Annotated in this window: 21 protein-coding genes and 1 pseudogene; 8 read left to right on the forward strand and 14 right to left on the reverse strand. The window is 42.7% G+C overall.

Features of this window, described 5'->3' with window-relative positions:
• Nucleotides 1–12: 12 nt before the first annotated feature.
• The gene (gene coxB / locus V756_RS0119670) at nucleotides 13–1,083 is read right to left on the reverse strand and encodes a cytochrome c oxidase subunit II (RefSeq protein ID WP_024716172.1); all 1,071 of its coding nucleotides are present in this window, start codon (nucleotides 1,081–1,083) and stop codon (nucleotides 13–15) included.
• A 241-nt stretch (nucleotides 1,084–1,324) separates the two neighbouring features.
• On the reverse strand, nucleotides 1,325–2,242 hold the full coding sequence (gene cyoE / locus V756_RS0119675; RefSeq protein WP_024716173.1) for a heme o synthase: 918 nt from the start codon (nucleotides 2,240–2,242) through the stop codon (nucleotides 1,325–1,327).
• Nucleotides 2,243–2,599: 357 nt separating this feature from the next.
• On the opposite strand from cyoE, the gene ctaA reads away from it, so the two are divergent.
• Nucleotides 2,600–3,520, forward strand: coding sequence for a heme A synthase CtaA (gene ctaA / locus V756_RS0119680; protein ID WP_024716174.1), 921 nt, complete (start codon nucleotides 2,600–2,602; stop codon nucleotides 3,518–3,520).
• Nucleotides 3,521–3,827: 307 nt separating this feature from the next.
• On the opposite strand, the gene pyc is transcribed toward ctaA, so the two are convergent.
• From pyc to glsA, 4 genes are all read right to left on the reverse strand, one after another.
• Nucleotides 3,828–7,274 (reverse strand): pyruvate carboxylase, encoded by a 3,447-nt coding sequence (gene pyc / locus V756_RS0119685; protein WP_024716175.1) that lies wholly within the window; start codon nucleotides 7,272–7,274, stop codon nucleotides 3,828–3,830.
• A gap of 74 nt (nucleotides 7,275–7,348) precedes the next feature.
• Nucleotides 7,349–8,560, reverse strand: a complete 1,212-nt coding sequence (gene ftsW / locus V756_RS0119690) for a cell division protein FtsW (protein WP_024716176.1) — start codon at nucleotides 8,558–8,560, stop codon at nucleotides 7,349–7,351.
• A 199-nt stretch (nucleotides 8,561–8,759) separates the two neighbouring features.
• On the reverse strand, nucleotides 8,760–9,041 hold the full coding sequence (locus V756_RS0119695; protein WP_024716177.1) for an Fpa/YlaN family protein: 282 nt from the start codon (nucleotides 9,039–9,041) through the stop codon (nucleotides 8,760–8,762).
• 97 nt (nucleotides 9,042–9,138) lie between these two features.
• Complete coding sequence (gene glsA, locus V756_RS0119700; RefSeq protein WP_024716178.1) at nucleotides 9,139–10,068, reverse strand: glutaminase A; 930 nt, start codon at nucleotides 10,066–10,068, stop codon at nucleotides 9,139–9,141.
• Nucleotides 10,069–10,170: 102 nt separating this feature from the next.
• Here glsA and V756_RS0119705 point away from each other — a divergent pair, with 102 nt between their 5' ends.
• Nucleotides 10,171–10,656 carry a hypothetical protein gene (locus V756_RS0119705; protein ID WP_024716179.1) on the forward strand — a complete coding sequence of 162 codons (486 nt, stop codon included), beginning with the start codon at nucleotides 10,171–10,173 and terminating at the stop codon, nucleotides 10,654–10,656.
• 2 nt (nucleotides 10,657–10,658) lie between these two features.
• On the opposite strand, the gene V756_RS0119710 is transcribed toward V756_RS0119705, so the two are convergent.
• Nucleotides 10,659–11,987, reverse strand: coding sequence for a PhoH family protein (locus V756_RS0119710; RefSeq protein WP_024716180.1), 1,329 nt, complete (start codon nucleotides 11,985–11,987; stop codon nucleotides 10,659–10,661).
• 154 nt (nucleotides 11,988–12,141) lie between these two features.
• Here V756_RS0119710 and V756_RS0119715 point away from each other — a divergent pair, with 154 nt between their 5' ends.
• Together V756_RS0119715 and V756_RS0119720 are read left to right on the forward strand one after the other, a co-directional pair.
• A complete protein-coding gene (locus V756_RS0119715; RefSeq protein ID WP_024716181.1) occupies nucleotides 12,142–12,771 on the forward strand; it encodes a YhcN/YlaJ family sporulation lipoprotein in 630 nt (209 codons plus the stop codon).
• An 83-nt stretch (nucleotides 12,772–12,854) separates the two neighbouring features.
• On the forward strand, nucleotides 12,855–13,064 hold the full coding sequence (locus tag V756_RS0119720) for a YlaI family protein (protein WP_072183306.1): 210 nt from the start codon (nucleotides 12,855–12,857) through the stop codon (nucleotides 13,062–13,064).
• Between the two features lie 155 nt (nucleotides 13,065–13,219).
• Here V756_RS0119720 and ytaF read toward each other — a convergent pair whose 3' ends face one another.
• Nucleotides 13,220–13,855 (reverse strand): sporulation membrane protein YtaF, encoded by a 636-nt coding sequence (gene ytaF, locus V756_RS0119725; protein WP_024716182.1) that lies wholly within the window; start codon nucleotides 13,853–13,855, stop codon nucleotides 13,220–13,222.
• A 147-nt stretch (nucleotides 13,856–14,002) separates the two neighbouring features.
• Between ytaF and V756_RS0119730 the strand changes: the two genes are divergently transcribed.
• Nucleotides 14,003–14,635 (forward strand): helix-turn-helix domain-containing protein, encoded by a 633-nt coding sequence (locus V756_RS0119730; RefSeq protein ID WP_024716183.1) that lies wholly within the window; start codon nucleotides 14,003–14,005, stop codon nucleotides 14,633–14,635.
• 591 nt (nucleotides 14,636–15,226) lie between these two features.
• Nucleotides 15,227–15,622, forward strand: a pseudogene (locus V756_RS1000000124635) (oxidoreductase); the annotation flags it as partial.
• Nucleotides 15,623–15,675: 53 nt separating this feature from the next.
• Here V756_RS1000000124635 and V756_RS0119745 read toward each other — a convergent pair.
• Complete coding sequence (locus V756_RS0119745; RefSeq protein WP_024716185.1) at nucleotides 15,676–15,993, reverse strand: YlaH-like family protein; 318 nt, start codon at nucleotides 15,991–15,993, stop codon at nucleotides 15,676–15,678.
• 56 nt (nucleotides 15,994–16,049) lie between these two features.
• On the reverse strand, nucleotides 16,050–17,888 hold the full coding sequence (typA, locus tag V756_RS0119750) for a translational GTPase TypA (protein WP_003232278.1): 1,839 nt from the start codon (nucleotides 17,886–17,888) through the stop codon (nucleotides 16,050–16,052).
• A gap of 112 nt (nucleotides 17,889–18,000) precedes the next feature.
• Between typA and V756_RS0119755 the strand changes: the two genes are divergently transcribed.
• Nucleotides 18,001–18,189: a YlaF family protein gene (locus tag V756_RS0119755; RefSeq protein WP_024716186.1), complete on the forward strand. Its 189-nt coding sequence runs from the start codon at nucleotides 18,001–18,003 to the stop codon at nucleotides 18,187–18,189.
• Between the two features lie 275 nt (nucleotides 18,190–18,464).
• Nucleotides 18,465–19,076, forward strand: coding sequence for a hypothetical protein (locus tag V756_RS0119760; RefSeq protein WP_024716187.1), 612 nt, complete (start codon nucleotides 18,465–18,467; stop codon nucleotides 19,074–19,076).
• A 41-nt stretch (nucleotides 19,077–19,117) separates the two neighbouring features.
• On the opposite strand, the gene V756_RS0119765 is transcribed toward V756_RS0119760, so the two are convergent.
• From V756_RS0119765 to V756_RS0119780, 4 genes are read right to left on the reverse strand one after another with little or no spacing between them, the layout of a single operon-like run.
• Entirely contained in the window at nucleotides 19,118–19,411 is a 294-nt protein-coding gene (locus tag V756_RS0119765) for a zf-HC2 domain-containing protein (protein ID WP_024716188.1), read from the reverse strand.
• A complete protein-coding gene (locus V756_RS0119770) occupies nucleotides 19,408–19,929 on the reverse strand; it encodes a sigma-70 family RNA polymerase sigma factor (RefSeq protein ID WP_024716189.1) in 522 nt (173 codons plus the stop codon). The genes V756_RS0119765 and V756_RS0119770 overlap by 4 nt, the downstream gene beginning before the upstream one ends.
• The gene (locus V756_RS0119775; protein WP_024716190.1) at nucleotides 19,929–20,198 is read right to left on the reverse strand and encodes a hypothetical protein; all 270 of its coding nucleotides are present in this window, start codon (nucleotides 20,196–20,198) and stop codon (nucleotides 19,929–19,931) included. The genes V756_RS0119770 and V756_RS0119775 overlap by 1 nt, the downstream gene beginning before the upstream one ends.
• Nucleotides 20,188–22,122: a hypothetical protein gene (locus V756_RS0119780; RefSeq protein ID WP_081719931.1), complete on the reverse strand. Its 1,935-nt coding sequence runs from the start codon at nucleotides 22,120–22,122 to the stop codon at nucleotides 20,188–20,190. The genes V756_RS0119775 and V756_RS0119780 overlap by 11 nt, the downstream gene beginning before the upstream one ends.
• Nucleotides 22,123–22,297: the final 175 nt, after the last annotated feature.

Consider the following 22,297-nt stretch of genomic DNA (forward strand, 5'->3'; position numbering starts at 1 on the left):
TCCCTTTCTTCCCTACTTGCTTTCTGCTTTTAAGCCTTTTAAGTATTCATAAAGCGCATCAGTTTCACTGTCCGAGAGCTTCGGATATGTGCCTGTCATTTTGTTGCCCGGCTTTATGCTGTCAGGGTCCTTCAGCCAAGCCTTCACATTTTCTTTGTTGGCGTCTTTCACTCCTGCCACTTTTGCCCTATCACCGAAGGTCGCCAAGTTGGGAGCCGTTCTAGCAGCTTCTGCACGCTTATCATTCGGCTCTACCGCATGACAGCTCAGGCAGTTCTTCTGTTTAAACAGTTCTTCGCCCTGCTTAGCCAAATCGCTCTCTGTTGTGGACTTATAGTTTTTCATTTCTTTTGTCCAGCCCTGAAATTCTTTTGCAGACATGGTTTTGACCTTAAAATCCATCAGCGCGTGTGAAGGACCGCAAAGTTCTGCACACTTCCCAAAAAACATATCCCCTGCCTCTTTGCTTCGTTTTGAATCAAATGTCAGGTAGAACTTATTTTCATTATCCGTATTCGTATCAAGTTTTCCTCCAACTGAAGGAATCCAGAAGGAATGTTTTACGTCTGAAGCTTTTAAATTAAAATATACACGCTGGTCTGTCGGCACTATAAGCTCTTGGCTTGTGATAATGCCGTAATCAGGATATTCAAACTCCCACCAATATAAATTTGCCCGGACATTGACGACAAGAGCATCCTCTGCTTTGCGGCCTTTCTTATCCATTGGTGATGTATCCGCCAGCTCAAGCGTATATAATACGACAGGGATCACAAGAATAACGAGCAGCAAAATCGGGATCACGGTCCATGTGATTTCTAAAAATTTGTTCCCCTCTACCTGTTTCGGTAACGTGTTCTCACCGACCCGAGATCTTCTGAATCTCACAATCACATAAAAGAAGATAACAGAAACTACTGCAACAACAACCACCATAATCAATGTGCTGAGCACTGTCAGGTCATACTGTTTATCAGCCACCTCGCCAGCAGGCTTGAGCGTGGATAAAAAAGGTTTTCCACATCCGCTTAATAGAAGCGGCACTAAGGCTAATAATGAAATAAGACGCCAATGCTTTACCATTTCACCCAACCCCTTTTCTGGTCAATACAAAGGCGGAGAGCAGACTTGAAGATCATCGCAATCCAGCCTATCGCCAATAAAGCACTTACATTTCCTCTTCTCTTAAATTATGAGTTTTTTTACTCAAAATGCCATCTATGTATAAAAGTAAAGCCGCCTGATTAAACAAGAGGTCAAGGCGGCATTTACTAGTTGTCATCGTTTATTTTGAAGCAATAAAACAAGCAACGTATCTATTTTTTTAGAAAAGAGTCAAGACAACCATGGCAACGAAATAGATTGTCATGTAGTTAAGCGAGTAAACGAACATCTGCGTTGCCCACTTCATGATATTTTTAGAGCGGAAGCCCATTAAACCGAGAATCAGCCAGCCGATATTTAACAGCAAGCCAAGGATGACAATCGGAAGGCCAAGGCTTCCAAGGAAAAACGGAAGCGGCATCAGACATGCAACCCATACAATAATTTGTCTTTTTGTCACTTCAAATCCGTATACGACAGGAAGCATCGGAATATTTGCAGCTCTGTAATCCTCCGTTTTCTTAATAGCCAATGCTAAGAAGTGAGGAATCTGCCAAATAAATAAAATCATGAATAAGACCCATGCAACGACACCGATATTGCCTTCCACTGCCGTCCATCCAATAAGCGGCGGCACTGCACCGGAAACACTTCCTACTACTGTGTTAATCGTATAGCGGCGTTTCGTCCACATTGTGTACAATACAACATACGTAAATACTCCGATAAACCCGATAACAGCAGCCGTGACAGTTGTCATCAGCAGCATGATCAATCCTAATGCAACTAGCAAAATTCCAGACCACAACGCCTGATTCGGCTGAATTTTACCCGTAACCGTCGGTCTTACTTTCGTGCGCTCCATAACATGGTCAATGTCTCGGTCATACCAGTTATTGATTGCACATGAGCCCGCAATAATCAGAGAAGACCCGATTAATGTAAGAAGAACGGTGTTTATATTGCCTAAAAAACTCAGACCGGAAATATGCAGTGCAAGCCACATTCCAGTAAAAGTCGTGATAAGATTAGAATTGACGATCCCTATTTTAATAAGGGACAGAAAATCTTTCCATGCCGTTGTTTCTTCAATTTGTCCGTCTATAGCTGTATCATTTAAGATTCTGGAGTTAGCCATAACGTAAACCTCCCTTACAAACCTAACGCAGGAGAATGAAAAACCTGCAACTCTTTCTATCATACAAGATAACATCTTGTAAAAAAACATCCTATTAAATATTAAACGACAAATAGGAATTTATTTGTGAACTTTTTATGAATTTTACCAAAGATGAAGGCAATCGCCAAATCGGCAGTGCGTTTACCTTATTTCTATCAGACCCGGCATGAATAATCAAGTGTACATTTTACGGAAGCCGTCATTCTATTATATTTTTGTGAACAAAATGCGCTAAGAATTGCCACAAAACACATATTCGCTTACACTTGGAACGTATATAAAATTGCAGCAGTATGTTGAGAAGGTGATTATTGTATGAATAAAGCATTAAAAGCTCTCGGTGTTCTGACAACATTTGTCATGCTTATTGTTTTAATCGGGGGAGCCCTCGTTACAAAAACAGGTTCCGGCCAAGGCTGCGGCAGACAGTGGCCGCTGTGTCACGGCCGTTTTTTCCCTGAACTGAATCCGGCTTCAATTATTGAGTGGAGCCACAGATTCGCAAGCGGGATCTCCATTATCCTTGTGTTAAGCCTTGCATTTTGGTCATGGAGAAAAATCACGCCGATTTTCCGTGAAACAACGTTTCTCGCGATTATGTCAATTATCTTTTTATTTTTACAAGCACTGCTTGGCGCATTGGCTGTCGTATTCGGTTCAAACGCGCTGATTATGGCGCTTCACTTTGGTATCTCATTGATATCTTTCGCTTCAGTGCTCATTTTGACGTTGCTCATATTTGAAGCTGATAAATCAGTCAGAAAGCTGGTAAAGCCGCTTGAAATCGGCAAAAAAATGCAATTTCACATGATAGGGATTTTAATCTACTCCTATATCGTTGTGTATACAGGCGCTTATGTAAGACATACAGAATCAAGTCTGGCATGTCCGGATGTGCCTCTGTGCAGTCCGCTGCACAATGGACTTCCGACTCAATTCCATGAATGGGTGCAAATGGGCCACAGAACAGCAGCATTGCTGTTGTTTGTATGGATTATTGTGGCCGCTGTTCATGCAATGACTTTCTATAAAGATCAAAAGCAGATCTTTTGGGGCTGGATTTCATGTCTTGTTTTTATCACATTGCAGGCACTGTCAGGTATCATGATCGTATACTCTGAACTGGCTCTGGGCTTTGCGCTTGCCCACTCCTTCTTTATTGCCTGCCTGTTTGGCATTCTATGCTACTTCTTATTATTAATTGCACGTTTCCGTTATGAATCAAGACAATCATAATGACTCTAGACCAAAGCCTTCAGTGCTTTGGTCTTTTTTTACGGCATGTTTTTTTTACTGTGCCTCAATAAGAAAACAGATAATGTCCGAAAGAAATATTTATGGCTCGTATCATACTTCACATCCAGCAAGTACGGATGGATATGAAACATCGGCAGCAGATAAGCATTTTTTGCTTTAAATAAGAAATAGCTTGGAAGCCTTAAAATCTCTTTTGAACCATAAATCCCAACCTATCTTCACCTGTTTCACCCCGTTTTTTCTATAAAACAAGAGTGTATGTCAAAAGACATACACTCTTGTTTTATTATGCTTTTTCAATTTCGAGAAGCAGATCTCCCGTTTGAATCGGCTCGCCATTTTTCACATGAACCTGCTTGATTGTTCCTGAGAAAGGCGCTTGAACCGTCGTTTCCATTTTCATCGCTTCATTGATCATCAAATGATCACCTTTATTGACTTTTGTGCCTGCTTCCGTCAAAACTTTAATAACCGTTCCAGGCATGGAAGCTGCGATGTGGCTTGGGTTTGTCCGGTCCGCTTTCAGCCTTTCCTGAACAGAAGATTTGATACTTTCATCTTTGATGACAACTTCACGCGGCTGCCCGTTCAGTTCGAAATATACGACACGAGTGGCATCAGGCTGAGGCTCACCGATTGAGATCAGCTTAACGATCAGCGTTTTTCCGCGCTCAATCTCCACTTCTATTTCTTCACCTAATGTCATGCCATAGAAAAATGTCGGCGTATCTAATACTGAAATGTCGCCATAGCTTTCTGCCGTTTTCACATAATCAGTGAAGACTTTAGGATAAAGTGCATATGCCAAAGCATCTTGATCTGAAATCTCCATGTTATGCTGCTCTTTAAATTCCTGTTTGATCGCATCAAAGGATACCGGCTCAAGCAGTTCTCCCGGTCTGACCGAAATCGGCTTCTGTCCTTTTAAAATCAGCTTTTGCAGTTTTTCCGGGAATCCGCCATGAGGCTGGCCGATGTTTCCTTTGAAAAGCTCCACGACAGAATCAGGGAAATCTAATTGTTCGCCTTTTTCGTAAACGTCCTTTTCAGTCAGGTTGTTTTGCACCATGTAAAGCGCCATATCTCCGACTACTTTGGAGGAAGGCGTGACCTTTACAATGTCGCCAAACATATCGTTGACGCGTCTGTACATTTCCTTGACTTCATTCCAGCGATCGCCCAAGCCTACTCCCTTGGCCTGCTGCTGCAGGTTGCTGTATTGGCCGCCAGGCATCTCATGTTCATAAATTTCTGTATGCGGAGACTTCATGCCGCTTTCGAATTCGCTATAGTATTTACGAACTGACTCCCAATATTGAGACAGCAATTCAACGCCTTGAACATTCATTTCCGGACGGCGGTCGTTGCCTTCCATCGCATGATAAAATCCGCTCGCGCTAGGCTGAGACGTTAATCCCGCCATAGAACTGACCGCAACGTCTATGATATCAACGCCGGCTTCAACGGCTTTCGCATACATATAAATGCCGTTGCCGCTCGTATCATGCGTATGAAGGTGAACAGGAATATCGATCGTCTCTTTCAGCGCAGAAACAAGCTCATAGGCAGCCTGCGGTTTTAACAGCCCCGCCATATCTTTAATTCCGAGAATATGGGCTCCGGCAGCCTCAAGCTCCTTCGCCATCGACGTATAATAGGCAAGATCATATTTCGTGCGATTTTTATCAAGGATATCTCCTGTATAACAAATCGCAGCTTCTGCCACCTTACCGGTATCCCGAACAGCATCAATGGCTAACGTCATACCTTTTACCCAGTTTAAGCTGTCGAAAATACGGAACACATCAATACCGGCTTGAGCAGATTGCTTCACAAATTCTTTAATCACATTATCCGGATAATTCGTATAGCCGACTGCGTTTGATGAACGAAGGAGCATCTGGAATAAGGTATTCGGCACTTCCTTGCGAAGGTCCTCCAAACGCTTCCATGGATCTTCTTTCAGGAATCGATAGGCTACATCGAATGTCGCGCCTCCCCACATTTCCATACTGAATAGTTCAGGCCATAACGCAGCTGTCGGATTCGCGATTTTTTTCAAATCATGCGATCTGAATCTCGTCGCCAATAATGATTGGTGAGCATCCCTGAATGTCGTATCAGTTAAAAGGACAGATTTTTGTTCCTTCACCCAATTTGCAAGCCCTTCAGCACCTTTTTCATCGAGAATTTGCTTTGTTCCTCTGGCAGGCTGCTGATCAACGTCTACTTTTACATTTAACGGCTTGTCAAACGCCGGCTTTTCTTTTTTCCCGATTCCAGGGAAGCCGTTCACTGTCACATTGCTGATGTAAGTAAGCATTTTCGTTCCGCGGTCCTTCTGCTTAGGGAAAATAAATAATTCAGGTGTTGTATCAATGAAAGACGTATCATATTGTCCCGTCAGGAATTTTTCATGCTTTGCAACGTTCTCAAGGAACGGAATGTTTGTTTTAATGCCTCTGATTCTAAACTCCTGAAGATTCCGGACCATTTTAGCCGCCGCCTGTTCAAACGTTAAAGCCCAGGTTGAGAGCTTAACGAGAAGCGAATCATAATACGGTGTGATCACGGCGCCTTGGAAGCTGTTTCCGGTATCAAGACGGACACCAAATCCGCCGCCTGAGCGGTAGGCCATGATTTTCCCGGTATCAGGCATGAAATCATTTTGCGGATCCTCAGTCGTCACGCGTGATTGAATCGCATAGCCGATTGTAAAAATGTCCTTTTGCTCAGGAATATTTACTTGTTTGCTGTGAAGGCTGTGCCCTTGAGCAACAAGGATCTGTGTTTGAACAATATCAACACCCGTAATCATTTCTGTAATCGTGTGTTCAACTTGTACGCGGGGGTTTACTTCAATAAAGTAGAACTCGTTGTTCGCAACAAGGAATTCGACCGTGCCCGCGTTGATATAATTTACATTTTTCGCAAGCGCAACTGCCGCTTCACAGATTTGATCTCTTAATTCAGTGGACAGCGAGACACTCGGCGCCACTTCAATGACTTTTTGGTGGCGTCTTTGAACAGAACAATCTCTCTCAAATAGATGAACGACATTGCCCTGCTTGTCTCCAATAACCTGAACCTCAATATGTTTTGGATTTTCAATCAATTTTTCTACATAAACTTCATCATTGCCAAAGGCTGCTTTCGCCTCTGATTTTGCACGCTCATATGCTTCTTTGACTTCGCTTTCAGATCTGACAATCCGCATACCGCGTCCTCCGCCGCCCAGCGAAGCTTTAATGATAATCGGATAGCCGTTAGCTTGTCCGAATTGTTCGACTGCTTCAAGCGTTTCTGCAGGTCCGTCGCTTCCCGGAATCACAGGAATTCCAGCTTTTTCTGCCTGCTCACGCGCTTTTACCTTGTCACCAAACATATCTAGATGTTCGGACTTTGGACCAATGAACACGATCCCTTCTTCTTCACATCGTCTCGCGAAATGGATGTTTTCGGATAAGAAACCGTATCCCGGATGAATCGCATCGACTTTGTTTCTTTTCGCAATATCAATGATTCCTTCAATATCCAGGTAAGCATCAATCGGTTTTTTCCCTTCACCGACCAGGTATGCTTCGTCCGCTTTGTACCGGTGGTAGGAACCGGAATCTTCTTTTGAATAAACCGCAACTGTACGAATATTCAATTCGGTGCATGCACGGAATATTCGGATTGCAATTTCTCCCCTGTTTGCTACTAATACTTTTTGTATCGATTGCTGAGACAAACTTTTCTCCCCCTTACCCGAATGGAATATAATCTATCATAGCGGAATATCCTTCCTGTGTACACACTTGTTTTTTACAGATAAACAGTTTTTTTAGGCTGCTTGTTTTTCATTCCCTTTGTCGGCATGGGCTCTTTCTTTTTCTTATTCTCTGAATATTTCACAAACATGCTGATATTCGCTAATATCCCCATACTACCGAGCAAGAGCACTAAAGAAGAACCCCCATAACTGATAAATGGCAGGGTAACCCCTGTAATCGGAATTAATCCGCTCACGCCTCCGAGGTTAATGAACGATTGGATGGCTATCATGCTTGAAATGCCGATCGCTAGAAGACTTCCAAACGGGTCCTCGCATTTTCTGGCTATATAAAAACCTTTTATGACGACAAAACCCAATAGGAAAATCACAAACAAAACCCCAAAAATACCAAGTTCTTCGGATATGACAGCCATGATAAAGTCAGTGTGTGATTCAGGAAGATACCCGTATTTTTGGATACTTTCGCCGAGCCCCAGGCCAAAAATACCGCCTGAGCCAATCGCATAATAAGAATTGATCACTTGCAAACCTGATGTCTGTGCGTACTTAAACGGGTCTTCAAAACTATCAAAACGCGCTAAACGGCCTTTAGTTAAAATGTTGTCCTGATTCAAATAGATAATTGGACTGACCAAAATGAAAACAATTCCGCCCAGCAAAACCAGCCTCATCAGCGTCTTTCCGCTGAAACCGGAGCACAAGATCATACATGTCGCAATCAGTCCGATAATCATGGCTGTACCTAAATCTGGCTGCATGGCAATTAACCCGCAAATCACAAGCGTCATGACAACAGGAGGAGCCACTCCCGTTAACAGATGGTCGATATAGCTTTGTTTTTTGGCATATACGGCCGCAAGATATAAAATCACGACCAGTTTCACAAATTCCCCCGGCTGAATACTCATTCCGCCGATTTTAAACCAGCTTTGAGCGTTTCCGGCAACATGCCCGAATACGAACAGCGAAATAAGCGCCAAAACAGAAGCAAGCAGTATCCCTTTCTGAAACTTTTGGTGGGCCAGTGCTTTATAAGGAAACAAAGCCATGAGAATAAACAGAGCACCACCCGCAATTAAGGCAAACAGCTGCCGCATAAAGAAAAAATTACTGCTTACTCCATATCGAGAGACAGCCGTAATCATACTTGAGCTATAAACCATCACCAAACCGAATCCGCACAGTAAAACAATTGCGAATATCAGTGAGTAATCATAAGATTTGAGCATTTTTTTTAACATAACATCCTCTTCCCTGCTTCTAACTTCCATTAACTATGGTTTTTAAGTATGTATCTTTTTTATTTTACTACAATTTATCAAACGAGACGAAGAATCTCTATACGATTCGGAAGGAATGTGTGAAAAAAGACCGTCTTTAAGAGTGAAAATTAGCGGTTATAAAAAAACCCAAACTGTTAATAAGTTTGAGTTTTATCATTTATTTACCTGTAAACGCGTCATGCAAAGCTGACAATTCGCGCTCCAATGTGTATAAAAGGTCTTTACCGTCTTTTTCATCAACCAATCCCAGGCGGACAGCAAAATCGATTTCCCTCGAAAGCCCGAACATTTGAGTATCTAAGACCTCTTCATATAGAGGACATTGAGGCATCGTTAAGTTATCCATTTGTACTCGGATCAGCTTCAAAATCTTCTCAGCATCAACTTTTAAGAGCTCAAAAGCTTTTTGTCGATGGTCAACCATCATCTCTGAAGCCAAAAGTATCCCTCCGTTCCCCAGGCGAGTACCTAATTCTTCTATTTATCATAAAGGGTATCAGCAGAAAATGCAAGTGGATTTAAGCACATGACATAAATTAAAAAATACTCAGCCTGTACATTTCAGACATTATTTCCAATAGCTTCACACCTGCGATACTGTTGCCTTTTTCGTCCAATGCCGGGCCGAATATACCGATTCCGAAATCGTAAGGTGAAATGCCCATTATCCCTCCGGATACGCCGCTTTTTGCCGGAATTCCGACCTTAATTGCAAATTCCCCGCTTGCATTGTACATTCCGCACGTCACCATAAATGTTTTGCAAATTCTGGCGACATCTTTTGAAATCACTTGCTCCCCTGTCTCAGGGTGTCTGCCGTTCAGCGCAAATACAGATCCGATTTTCGCCAAATCCAGGCTGTTCATCTCAATCGCGCATTGCTTCGTGTACAAATCCATTACCGCTTCTACCTCATCCTCAAAAATGCCGTACTGCTTCATATAGTAACACAATGCCCGATTAATCATTGATGTGCTGTATTCGGATTCAGCCACTTCTCGGCAGTATGTAATCTTTTGGTTGTTTGTCAGCCTTCTGATAAAAGACAGCAAATAATCAAGTCTCTCTTTCGCCGTTTTCCCTCTAATCAAGCTTGTCACTGCCAATGCCCCTGCGTTGATCATAGGGTTTAACGGCTTGCTTGGATTCATTGTTTCCAGCTTGATAATTGAATTAAACGGATCACCGGTCGGCTCCTGTCCGACATAGCTGAAGACCTTATCTTTGCCGTATTCCATTAACACCAAAGCAAGCGAGAGAACTTTCGATATACTTTGAAGCGTAAATGTTTTTTCTACGTCACCTGCTGACAGACAAATATTATTGGAATAATAAATCGCCACTGACAGATCGTGTTTATCGGCTTTTGCCAAGGCGGGAATATAGCTGGCAACCTCCCCCTCGTCCGTCACTTTTTTTGCCTCTTTCACTAAGGCTTCAAGCTCATCATTATGCCGGCATACCATACAACCACCCTCGCTCCTTGAGCAATTCAATACACATAATTTGTACACAAAGTGACAATTCATGCGAAAACTTTTATAATTTTGAGAGAAGGGGGTTATGTCATGAGCGTTATACAAGTAAAAGGCAATGTTACATATCCGATCACCATTGATCCTAGCGTATGGATTTTTGATGACCGCAAATTTTCGCTTGACCGCAAAGGGGAAGGTCAAGACACACATTTCCAATCAGCCGGGGATGAATCCGATCTTGATCCTGAACGTGTCATTAGAGAGGGCCGGATTACTCCGCCGACCTTAAAGACAGAAAAACAATACGAGAAGCAAAAGCTAATGAATGGCAGTTTTGCAATGAAACTTGGGATGGTGCTTAAAAATGCCGAGCCGCTCAGTTCTGCGACACAATGCGTATTTGTGACAAGTTCAGGGAAAGCCGCCGTCCCTCTGGAAGCCGCTCTTAACAGTATTGTCCATTTCAGTGAGGCAGGCAAGCCGATTCAAGAAGGCGGTCCCGTTCATATTTACTTTGAAGACCCAGTTAATCACGAACAGCCGATCACCGATATAAAAGAAATCGAAATCATGTAATATTACAGCAAGTCAGCGGCAAGCTGGGCGAGACCTGACCTCTCGCCTTTTAACAGCTTCACGCTGCCTGAGACGGGTTGTCCTTTAAACCGCTCCACCACATAGGCCAACCCATTGTTCAGACTGTCTAAGTATGGGTGATCAATTTGTTCAGGATCGCCCATTAGGACAATTTTACTGCCTTCACCGACTCTCGTCAGCAGCGTTTTCACCTCATGCCTGGTCAAATTTTGCGCTTCATCAATAATAATAAATTGATCTGGAATGCTTCTCCCTCTGATATATGTCAGCGCCTCTACCTGAATAGAGCCAATCCCCGCCAGAATGGCCTCAAGCTCCCCCGGTTTTTTCGCATTAAACAGAAACTCTAAGTTGTCAAAAATCGGCTGCATCCAAGGCTTTAGCTTTTCCTCTTTTTCGCCCGGCAGGTACCCGATGTCTTTGCCAACGGGAACAATCGGTCTCGCCACGACCAGCTTTTTGTATATTCCCAAGTCTTCAGTCTGCAATAGCCCCGCCGCTAATGCTAAAAGCGTCTTGCCGGTTCCCGCTTTTCCGATCAGGGTCACAAGTGGAATATCTTCCCGCAGCAAAAGCTCTAATGCCATTGTTTGCTGTACATTTTTCGGCCTGATCCCCCATATATGTTCATCATCAAATACGAGTCTTTTTAATACCGTTCCGGTTTTATCCGCAATTCCGACTGCCGAGGCGGAACCTCCCAGCTCATCCTTCATTAACGCGAATTGATTCGGATAAAAAGCATGCTGTTTGATATCATTTACTGAAATTTGGTTTTTCCCATAAAAAGAGCTGAACAGCTGCTGGCTGATATATAAATCCTTATAACCGCTGTACATTTCATTATTGTCCACAACCCGGTCATTCAGAAAATCTTCGGCAAGCAGTCCGATTGCGTCCGCTTTAACCCTTACCAGTACATCCTTGCTGACGAGGATAACCGGCCTGCCATTTTCTTTGGTTTCTTCCTCAAGGCTTAGATTTTTCGCAACGGCTAATATGCGATTATCGTTCGTCTTTTCAATAAAGATCTCTTGCAGCTGGTGAAACGAACGATGATTCAGTTCAATTCTCAGTGTGCCGCCGGTATCAAGCGGAACATGCTCATGCAGCCTGCCCTTTTGCCTTAGCGCATCGATCAGTTTAGATACGTGCCTTGCATTCCTCCCAACCTCGTCCATATACCGCTTTTTTGAATCAACCTCTTCTAATACGACAGCAGGGATGACAACCTCATTTTCTTCAAAAGAAAATATCGCGTTAGGATCCTGTAATAACACATTCGTATCTAACACATAAATTTTACTCAAGTCTCAGCCTCCTGATATAAGGGTCAAAGTTCTTCCTGCTTCTCTTACGATAAAAAAGGTGAATGCCTGCTAAAATATATGTTTTTGTGCATAAAGATAGAAGGTTAATTCAACAATAAAATTAATAAATGCATTTCAAGGAGGGAACCCGCAAGTGCGAATTCTTTTCATTTTGATACAGCTGACGCTTATCTTGTCCGCATGTGCCTACCAGCAAGGAAGACAGGATCAGAATGTTGAAAAAGAATCAACAAGACAGCAGGAGACTAAACCGATTCACGTAAAGGACACAGCTCAAGAGACAAAAGACAATGGAACAAGGACGGATATTGCCAGGCATCTTGTCAGCGTTGCTGAAAAAAACCCTGATGTCAAGGACGCAACAGCCGTAGTGCTGGGCGGTTATGCCGTTATTGGGATTGATGTCGATGATACTTTGGACAGAAGCAAAGTGGAAACCATTAAATATTCTGTGGCACAGGGTTTAAAAAATGATCGATACGGCGCTAATGCAGTTGTCATTGCCGATCCAGATACAGTCAGCCGCCTGAGGGAAATGAGCAGGGAAATCAGTGAAGGTCATCCGATAACTGGCATACTAGATGAATTAGCGGCAATTGTCGGCCGAGTGCTTCCCGAAATGCCTAACAATGTGATTAACAATGAAGACGAGCCGCAAACAAAGCAGCAAAATGACCAATTAAACAGAAAACAGCGGCAGGAAATGGATCAGGAGCAAAACGATCAATCTGATCATCATATGAAAAAGAATACCAATGATTAAGCTATAGCCTCGGCGCTTTAGCTTTTTCTTATTTTAGACAGCTTCTGATCCGTGCTATAATACATGTTAGTGAAAGAGGTGATATGATGAGGGTCCAATGTTCTATTTGCGATAAAATTGAAACAATTGATGATGATACCCTGATCGCGAAACGGCTTCGAAACCGCCCAATCCATACATATATGTGTCAGGAATGCCACGACCGGATTGCCCAGAAAACAGAAGAACGGCTGAAAACGGGAAAATTCACTTTTCACCCGGGACAGCAGAAGAAAGAAAAAGTTAAAAAATAAAGCGGCCGCTTTACCATACAGAACAAAAAAGACTCAGCTGAGAAGCTGAGTCAAGCTGTCGAGAAAATCTCGACAGCTTGAGAGCGCGTCATGCGCTCTCACGAATAAGAACGTTCATATTTATGTTGTGCTTTTCATAAAATGAACGGGACAACTTAAAAAAGCAGCGTATTGACGGCAATAATGAGAATAATGACTCCGCTCAGCATCGTGCTGAACTGTCCGACGCGAAAAGATCCTATGCGTAATGACGCAGCTTTTTTTCCTAGCGAGCAGCCGATCCATATGGTCAGGAAACTTCCGAGTGCCGCAGTGATTGAAATTGCAGCGGGATTAAACCCGATCAGGCCCGCGCTTAATCCATTGGTCAGCGCATTTGCAGATACGGCCACCCCGAGAACTATAGATTCCAATATACTGATTTCTCCCGAACCATCAGCATCCGCTGTCTCCGGATTTTGTAACAGACCGGCAATACGGCTTTTTTTTCTTGATGACACATCAACACGCGCTGAATTTTCTTCTTTTCTCGGCACAGCCAGCAGGATGATGCGGATGCCAATGACAGACAAAATAAAAGCCGCCAGCAACACAGGAAGAAAACCGGGTAAAACGACTGAAATCCATTTACCGAAATAAATCCCCATATAGCTGAATAAAAAACAGATAAAAGCGATCATCATATTTGACGCGTGAGATATTTTGATCTTTCTGATGCCGTATGACATTCCTACTCCTAAATTATCAATGCTCGAAGACACTGCCAGACCTAAAATCAATAACCAACCCATGTTATGTTCTCTCCATTCTTTGATGTCTTTTCAACATATTGTGCTGTTCCAATCTACACTATCCTATTCCTCAGCACAGAAAAGGTACCTTTTCTGCAAAAATTATTGACTGATTATCATCATTCCGGCGGAAACGAGGTGACACCCTTGGAAGAAAATGAAAAAAAGACATTGGGCCCCCTTTTAAAATCACTGCTTGATAAGCATTCGCTCTCCATGAGAAAACTCGGTGCCTTAACCAACATTGATGCAGCTACCATCTCCCGGATTATAAACGGCAAGCAAAAGGCCAATTTAAAGCATCTTCAGGAATTTTCTAAACACCTCCGCACCCCGCTGGAGGAATTACTTGAGGCATCGGGCATATCTATCGGCCATGAAAAAGAAACTGCACTGCAAGACCCGATGCACGCGATTCAGGATATGCTGAATATGGCGGAGATGTTTGAACAGCCTTTTTCTCGGGAGCAAATTGAACGCGAGCTGACCAGATATGAACAATATGCCAAAACCCAGCAGGGCCATCGCCTGATTTGCGATGAATTTCAAAAGAAAATGGATAACGAAGAAAGCGTCGGCCCTTTTATTGATCATTTAAAAAACATGTATTGTCAGTATATGGACGGAGCAACACCAGCTGAAGACCGTGTGATTCTCGGGAGCGCGCTGCTGTATTATATTTTAGCGACGGACGTCATTCCGGATTATATGTTTCCGATCGGCTATCTGGATGACGCCATTGCCGTTCAAATCGCTTTGCACCGGCTGAAAAAAAAGTAAGGGCGCTTAAAAAAGCGCCCTTTTTTGTTGAAAAATATGAAACACCGCATTGCGGTTTTGTCAAAACAGAGACAGCTGTCATATGATACATCAACCTAACAAAAAGGAAGGTGTCTTCTATGGACAGCAACACAGTTGTGGCAGTATGCGCTCTGTTAAGTGTGGTAATTCAGATCGGAACGATATTTGCCGCGGGAAAGTGGAAAAAAGAATAAAAAACAAATTGAGGGTTTTTTCACACAAACGGATGCTTATAAATAACCTTGTAAAAGATAGAAAGAAGATATGCGTATTAAAAATCATTCTCCTCTTTGCCACCTCTGTCACATATATTTTGATCAGCATCAACTTTCAGGCGGATATAAAGATCCTGAAAAGGAACGGAGAACCGTTCCTTTCGTTTCAATAAATGGTTCAGCCGGCCAGAACCTCATGATGAAAGACAAACAAAATAATTGCATACAATTAAAACACAAGCTAGAAAACGGGCGAGTTAACTCCCTAAGGAAGAAGGCGAAATGATGAAGTAAACTGATAAACCGCTGAGCCTATTACGTTCTAAAGCGGCGTCGTCACCATACTAAACCGACCTCTGTCGCACCAATGACACACTATTCTTCAAACGATAACGGAATGATTTCCGACCGTGAATTAAGCTGAATTGCGCCTCCGTTCAAACGAAATGAGCATGGCCATTATTGCATGCGCAAACAAACATACCTAACGGCAAAGCGTTTCCCAGCCAGCACGGCCTATGATGATTCTCACATACCGGGATTGAAAAAAAATCTCTCAGGCAATCCAATCTCAAGGAACGAAAGCCACTGTACAGATCCACCATGGCGGAATGAGAGGCTTCCCTAAACTTGTTCCTAACATAGACGTCGTCGGTCCGAGCAGCACTTTCCTGGCTCTTACCGAACAAGAAGTTGAGACTATTGTAAAAGCATGCGGTGAAGTGACACCAGGGCGATCGAAGCCGGCTTTAAAAAAGCGCAAAACAAAAAAAGCTTGTAGAATTTTCTACAAGCTGAGTCTTTTTATGAATTTGCAGACTGTCCTTTTTTCGACTGATACAGCCGGATTTTGTAAATAATTAAAATCAGAGCAGCGACAACCAATCCCTCTGCAACGGGCAAAAACACTCCTAAAAAAGTCAAAACAGTGCAGCCCAAAGCAAGAAACACATACACCACCGCTGATTTTAATAACGGAAGCCGTTTAGCAAATCCAAGCTTAAATACAATAACAGCCAATACAAAAATCGTACCGTACAGCAGCCACATGCCTGCCGCAGGCTGCCGGTCTACTTGATATAGAGCGGCGAAGAACGACAGGCGTTCGCTTACGTCATTCAAAAAGATTCCCTCCCCTGTAAACGTACGGGTTCTATCTTTTCAAATTCTGCACGAGATTAAGACAATCCTGCTGTTTTTTTCTTTTTAGCCGCTTTTTCACGTTCGTTCTTATTGAGGATTTTCTTTCTTAAACGGATGGATTCTGGTGTGACTTCACAATATTCATCTTCGTTTAAGTACTCTAGAGACTCCTCAAGAGACATGATGCGCGCTTTCTTAATTGTAGTTGTCTGATCCTTTGTCGCAGAGCGGACGTTTGTTTGCTGTTTCATTTTGCTGACGTTAACAACAAGGTCGTTATCACGGTTATGCTCTCCAACGATCATTCCTTCATATACTTCAGTACCAGGCTCAACGAAGATGACACCGCGGTCCTCAATTCCTTGAATACCGTATGATGTCGCTTTTCCGTTTTCCATTGACACAAGTACACCCTGACGGCGTCCGCCGACTTGGCCCGCCTGCATCGGCTGGTAGCTGTCAAACGTATGGTTCAGAATACCGAATCCGCGTGTTAATGATAGGAACTCTGTAGAGTAACCGATCAATCCGCGGGAAGGAACTGTAAAGATGAGTCGGACTTGGCCGTTTCCGTTGTTGATCATATCAACCATTTCGCCTTTGCGGGCACCCATTGATTCCATGACAGAGCCAGTATGCTCTTCAGGTACATCAATTTGCACACGCTCAACAGGCTCACAGCGTACGCCGTCGATTTCTTTGATGATAACTTCAGGTTTTGAAACTTGAAGCTCATAGCCTTCACGGCGCATATTTTCGATTAAAATGGACAAGTGCAGCTCACCGCGTCCGGAAACAACCCAAGCATCAGGAGAAGCTGTTGGCTCGACACGCAAGCTCACATCTGTCTGAAGCTGAGACTGAAGACGCTCTTCAATTTTACGAGCCGTTACATATTTGCCTTCACGGCCTGCAAAAGGACTGTTATTCACGACAAATGTCATTTGAAGTGTCGGCTCATCAATGCGAAGCACTGGAAGCGGATCTTGATGGTCTACAGGACAGACCGTTTCACCAACGTTAATGTCTTCCATGCCGGAAACCGCAACAAGGTCTCCCGCTTTTGCTTCTTCAATTTCCACACGCTTTAAGCCTTGGAAACCGAAAATCTTTGTAACACGGAATGACTTAGCCGTTCCGTCAAGCTTCATAAGAGAAACCTGCTGACCAACTTTCATCGTGCCGCGGAATACGCGTCCGATACCAATACGGCCTACATAGTCGTTGTAGTCAAGAAGGGCAACTTGGAATTGAAGCGGCTCCTCTGCATTATCAACAGGTGCCGGAACATGCTTAATAATCGTTTCATATAAAGCTTCCATGTTTTCATCCTGCTGTTTTGGATCAAGACTCGCTGTTCCGTTAATCGCAGAAGCATATACCACTGGGAACTCGAGCTGCTCTTCATTGGCATCAAGCTCAATGAACAGATCCAGAACCTCATCGATCACTTCCTCAGGACGGGCAAAGTCACGGTCAATTTTGTTTACAACAACAACCGGATTCAGGTTTTGCTCAAGAGCTTTTTTCAGAACGAAACGAGTTTGAGGCATACAGCCTTCGTATGCGTCAACGACAAGCACTACGCCGTCTACCATTTTCATAATCCGTTCTACTTCTCCCCCAAAGTCTGCGTGTCCAGGGGTATCCAAAATATTGATGCGTGTATCTTTATAGTTAATCGCAGTATTTTTCGCCAAAATTGTAATGCCGCGTTCGCGTTCAAGATCATTAGAGTCCATTGCGCGTTCAGCAACCTGCTCGTTGGCACGGAATGTACCAGCCTGATGTAAAAGCTGATCGACTAGAGTCGTTTTCCCATGGTCAACGTGGGCAATAATCGCGATGTTGCGAAGATCGTTTCGAAGTTTCACTTTTTCATCTCCTAAAAAAATTAGATAACTTTCATATTATACCACACATCCTCTTTAAAAGCGTCACGTTTTTCAGTAAACTTATTATAAGACGTAAAAGGGGATGGGAAATATGAAAAAAATGAATGGGCTTTTACTATTATTTGCATTTGCAGCGGTTTTCAGTATTATGCTGATCGGCGTCTTTATCGCTGAAAAAAGCGCTCTTGGCATTATCGCCAGCATTGTACTTGTTTGCGCCGTGATGGGCGGCGGATTTACATTGAAAAAGAAAATGCGCGAGCAGGGCTTGCTTGATTAAAAGCATTGCCCGGCCGGAGACGTTGTAATCAAAAAACACCGCAAAGAAAGCGGTGTTTTTTTTCATGTCTTTAAGTCTTATCTCCCCTGTTTTTTAGTCGGGAAGATACAAAACAGCCTGTATACCTAGATAATCGTGCTTACGATGACACATGAGACCCGAAAAAAGCAGTTCGGCAATGTTATACATAAAATACCATAGAGCCTATTTTTATCACACCAATATATCCCTATAATGGAATCTGCATCACAGTTCATAAAAGGGAGAGAAGAAACATGAAAAAAACATTTGTAAAAAAAGCGATGCTAACGACTGCCGCAATGACCTCAGCAGCTCTATTCACGTTCGGCCCTGATACAGCCAGCGCAAAAACACCGGCTGGTCACACTGATGTTTATGTTCAGCATCAGACAGTCACAACCGAAGATATCAATGCATTTATTGATATTTTAAATCAATCTATATACGAAAAAGACGGTGTATATTATTTTGACAGCAAAAAAGCTGTCGAGTTAGGAATGACAAAAGAAGAGGCTCAAGTCATCGCAAAATTATGGGAGTCGACATCGGAATTTTTCAATATTGTTTCACAGTGTGTATATATTGAAGATGGAAATTACAAATTTGATACAGAAAAAGCAGTTGAACTTGGCTTCACAGAAAAAGAAGCACTCGCACTCGACCAATTTTTCTCTGCTGTTTCCGTAAAGATACACATTCTTCAAGCAGCAATTGTATTACAAGACGGCGTGTACAGCTATGACAAAGATGCAGCCGTACAAGCAGGCGCGACACCTCAGCAAGCTGACATTTACGAAAAGCTTTTCGGTGCTCTGTCACAAGAACAACTTGCCGCAATCTATGATATGATTCATCCAAAAGCTTAATCTACAAAAGCGCTTGTCCGTTTTCCGGCAGGCGCTTTTCTTTATAACAGCAATTTGATGATCAGCATCACGACAGCCGCCGCTCCAAACCAACAGGCAGCTTTAACGATCATCAAACCATAATACCTCTGTTTAAACCGCCTTTCTTCTTCCGGCAGAAAGGCCTCCTCAACAGCCTGTCCGTCTTCCCATTCAAAGGGCTCAGCCATCATGTCATACATGTCTCTGCAGCTGCCGCAGGTCTTTAAATGTTCTTTAATCACGTGTTCCGTTTCTCTTTTACAATCACCTTCAAGATACAGAGGAAGCAGGTCTCTTACTAGAAAGCAGGTCATATCCGCTCCTCCTCTCTTCTTTTCATCACGTTTTTCTTTAGCTCTAATCTGGCCCGGTGCAGTGTAGTTTTCACCTTTGAAAGACTCCATCCTAATATCTCTGCAATTTCCTCATAAGAAAGCTCTTGGAATTCTCTTAAAATCAAAACGGATTGATACTGATCTTTTAATCGCAGGATCTCACGTCTTATGGTCTCGCTTTTTACCGTCCGCGACAAATACTCTTTAGGCTGCTCATAAGTTGTTTGCGTTAATCCTTCATTTTTGCTGATATCAGAAAATTGGTATTTGGCATTCCTGCGGTACCAATTGACGAAGGTGTGATGTGCAATGGTGTAAAGCCACGTTCTGATGGAAGAATGGCCCCTAAACGAAGCCAGACCGTTAAGTGCTTTCACAAACGTATCCTGCGCTAAGTCCTTTGCTGTTTCAAGGTGACGTGTCCTTCTATATAAATAATTCAAAATTTCTTGGTAATACTGTCGATACAAGTCCTCAATAGAATCACTATGCTTCATTAAAAGTAAAACCACACCGTCATCCAAATAGCCAATAAAATAAAACAGATATACATGGAAGACAGGTATACTTTCATATGTCTGATTTGGCTCTCTTCTTCAGCCCCCGGGCTTCTCTTTGAACTAGAATCACTCCTTAAGAATTCCGCATTCTTTTGGTATAGGGGCTCATGCTGTTTCATCCATTCCATTGATTCACCCTCTAGCTCTCCTTCTTTATATAGGTCATATAAATCTAAAAAAACAGACTCTTTTTCTTTATGATTCATAAAGACTTTTCACCTCTCGTGTTTCTCCATCCACCACATAAGCGTCATGGCGGTTTGAGCCGAACGGCTGAATAATGATCAGCCATGCATAATGCCGTTCATCCCCTCTGTAAACGATAATTGGACGCATGCGTTTTTTGTAAATGACATCCTGATATCGAGAAGCTACTTTTTCATAAGCCAATGTTCCGTTACGATACGTATATGGGAAAGGCTGCTCGGGTGTATCACTGTACACATTAACGTTTAGCTGACCCTGATCTTCAAAAAAATTATATGTTTTAGAAGAATCAGTATACATCACCATGTCACTCTGACTTTTTTTCTTTATTTCAGCTCCATGAGCATCGAAGATCGATAATATCTGCTGCTGCAATTGGTTGTTGTCCATTGAAATATTCTTCTTCATCGGAAGCGAAAGGCTATGTAAAGAACCGGATTCACTCTCAAATTCCAACACAATCGCGCCTCTCGTTTCCACACGCACCAAGCTCCCGAGCAGGCTGTCGCTTTCAATATCAGTGATCTGATAAGGCTGTTTCGGTATGTTCAAAGCTGTAAACATTTGATTCAATTTGTCTTGTATGTCTTGTTCTGTCACATGAACATGAAAAAGAGAATCAAGCTGATAAATAGAAGGGTCTTCACTAAAGCTCATTAAAGTTTCTTTTTCCCAATAAAATAGCGTTCCATCATCATTATCTTTTTTATGAAGTTGATTTTTCAGATATATACGAACGACTGTCTGACCGTTTTCTTTAGATACCTTAGTTTCGATCTGGTCCTTATTTAACACACGGCCGTGCCGTTCGAGAAAAGCGATAGACCTCCGCATGTACTCTTGATCCGTCAGCTTTTTTCCATGCGGTTTTTTTACGTATTGATAATTACGAATCAGCTGTGAGACTTCATCTACCTCAGCTTTATAGCTCTTGCTTTCAAATGAGTAGAAATAATGCACATCCATGTTTGTATCGTGCAAATAAAGTGTTTCATTCGTAGGAAAAAATGACTTCACAATCTGTTCCGCTTTTTTAGATGAAATGTGCTCCCCGATAAAATTGAATGAATCATGGACATCTAAAGGCTTTGATACAGCAAAAGCGGCGGTTCCTGCGTTATATATCGGATTTAAGAGCAAGACAAAAAACACAACGACAGCCATCGTCAGCCGCTTATTCACACGCATATAAAACTTGTCTGACTTTTGGAAGAGATGATAGCTCATCAAAAATCCCGCCATTGCCAAATAAATCGTATAAGGCATTACTGCACCATAATCTATGGTGATTTGATGGGAAAATGGAACAAGCAGCTTGACAAGCAGTCCGATAATCAGCGTATAAAACAAACCTAGTAAAATCTTATTTGTTCTCCAATACAGCTTGAAAAACAGTACATTCAATAAAATAGGAAGAATGATGATAAAAAACAGGAACACGAATTCAGTTCGCTCGACTCCATCAGGATATTCCTTCCAATATGAAAAGAAACTGAATATCATTTGTACGATCGGCAAACTGACAACGGCCAGATCGAATGTATAAAACATGCCTTTTCCGCCATGATCACGCGGCATCAGCATGTAGTGAAAAGCCGTCAGCAGTACATACCCGTATAACAAAAAATGCACCAGCGGCAGCAGTTCTTTGTCGTCCTCTCTTAAGTAAGCGCTGGTAAAGTTTGTCGCCTGCACCTGATGAATGAGTTCAACTGACACCCCAGCCAGCAGCACAATCCGCAATAAGACACCAGCTAAGAACATTGTGCGGCACCGGTTTATCTTGGGATGGTGCACCACAACATATAAGCCCGCAAGAACTACAACTGCCCATTGAATCAGCAAGGTGCTTTGTCGGCTTAATATAAAATAACGTTCGAAATGCAATACATAATGACTGAATAACTCCAACACGAACAACAATCCTTTTCTTCTTATTAAGGCCTCATTCGGTTAGACAGCGGGATTTTCAAAAAGTTTCAAGAAGAAACAAAAATATCTCATCTTCCCCTTGATATGTAAAAACATAACTCCGTAATGAACCATCACATGACACTTGACTCATCTTGATATTATTCAAAAAAAACAAACGCAGGAC

Origin of the sequence: Bacillus tequilensis KCTC 13622 (assembly GCF_000507145.1) — a bacterium.
Taxonomy (GTDB): Bacteria; Bacillota; Bacilli; order Bacillales; family Bacillaceae; genus Bacillus; species Bacillus tequilensis.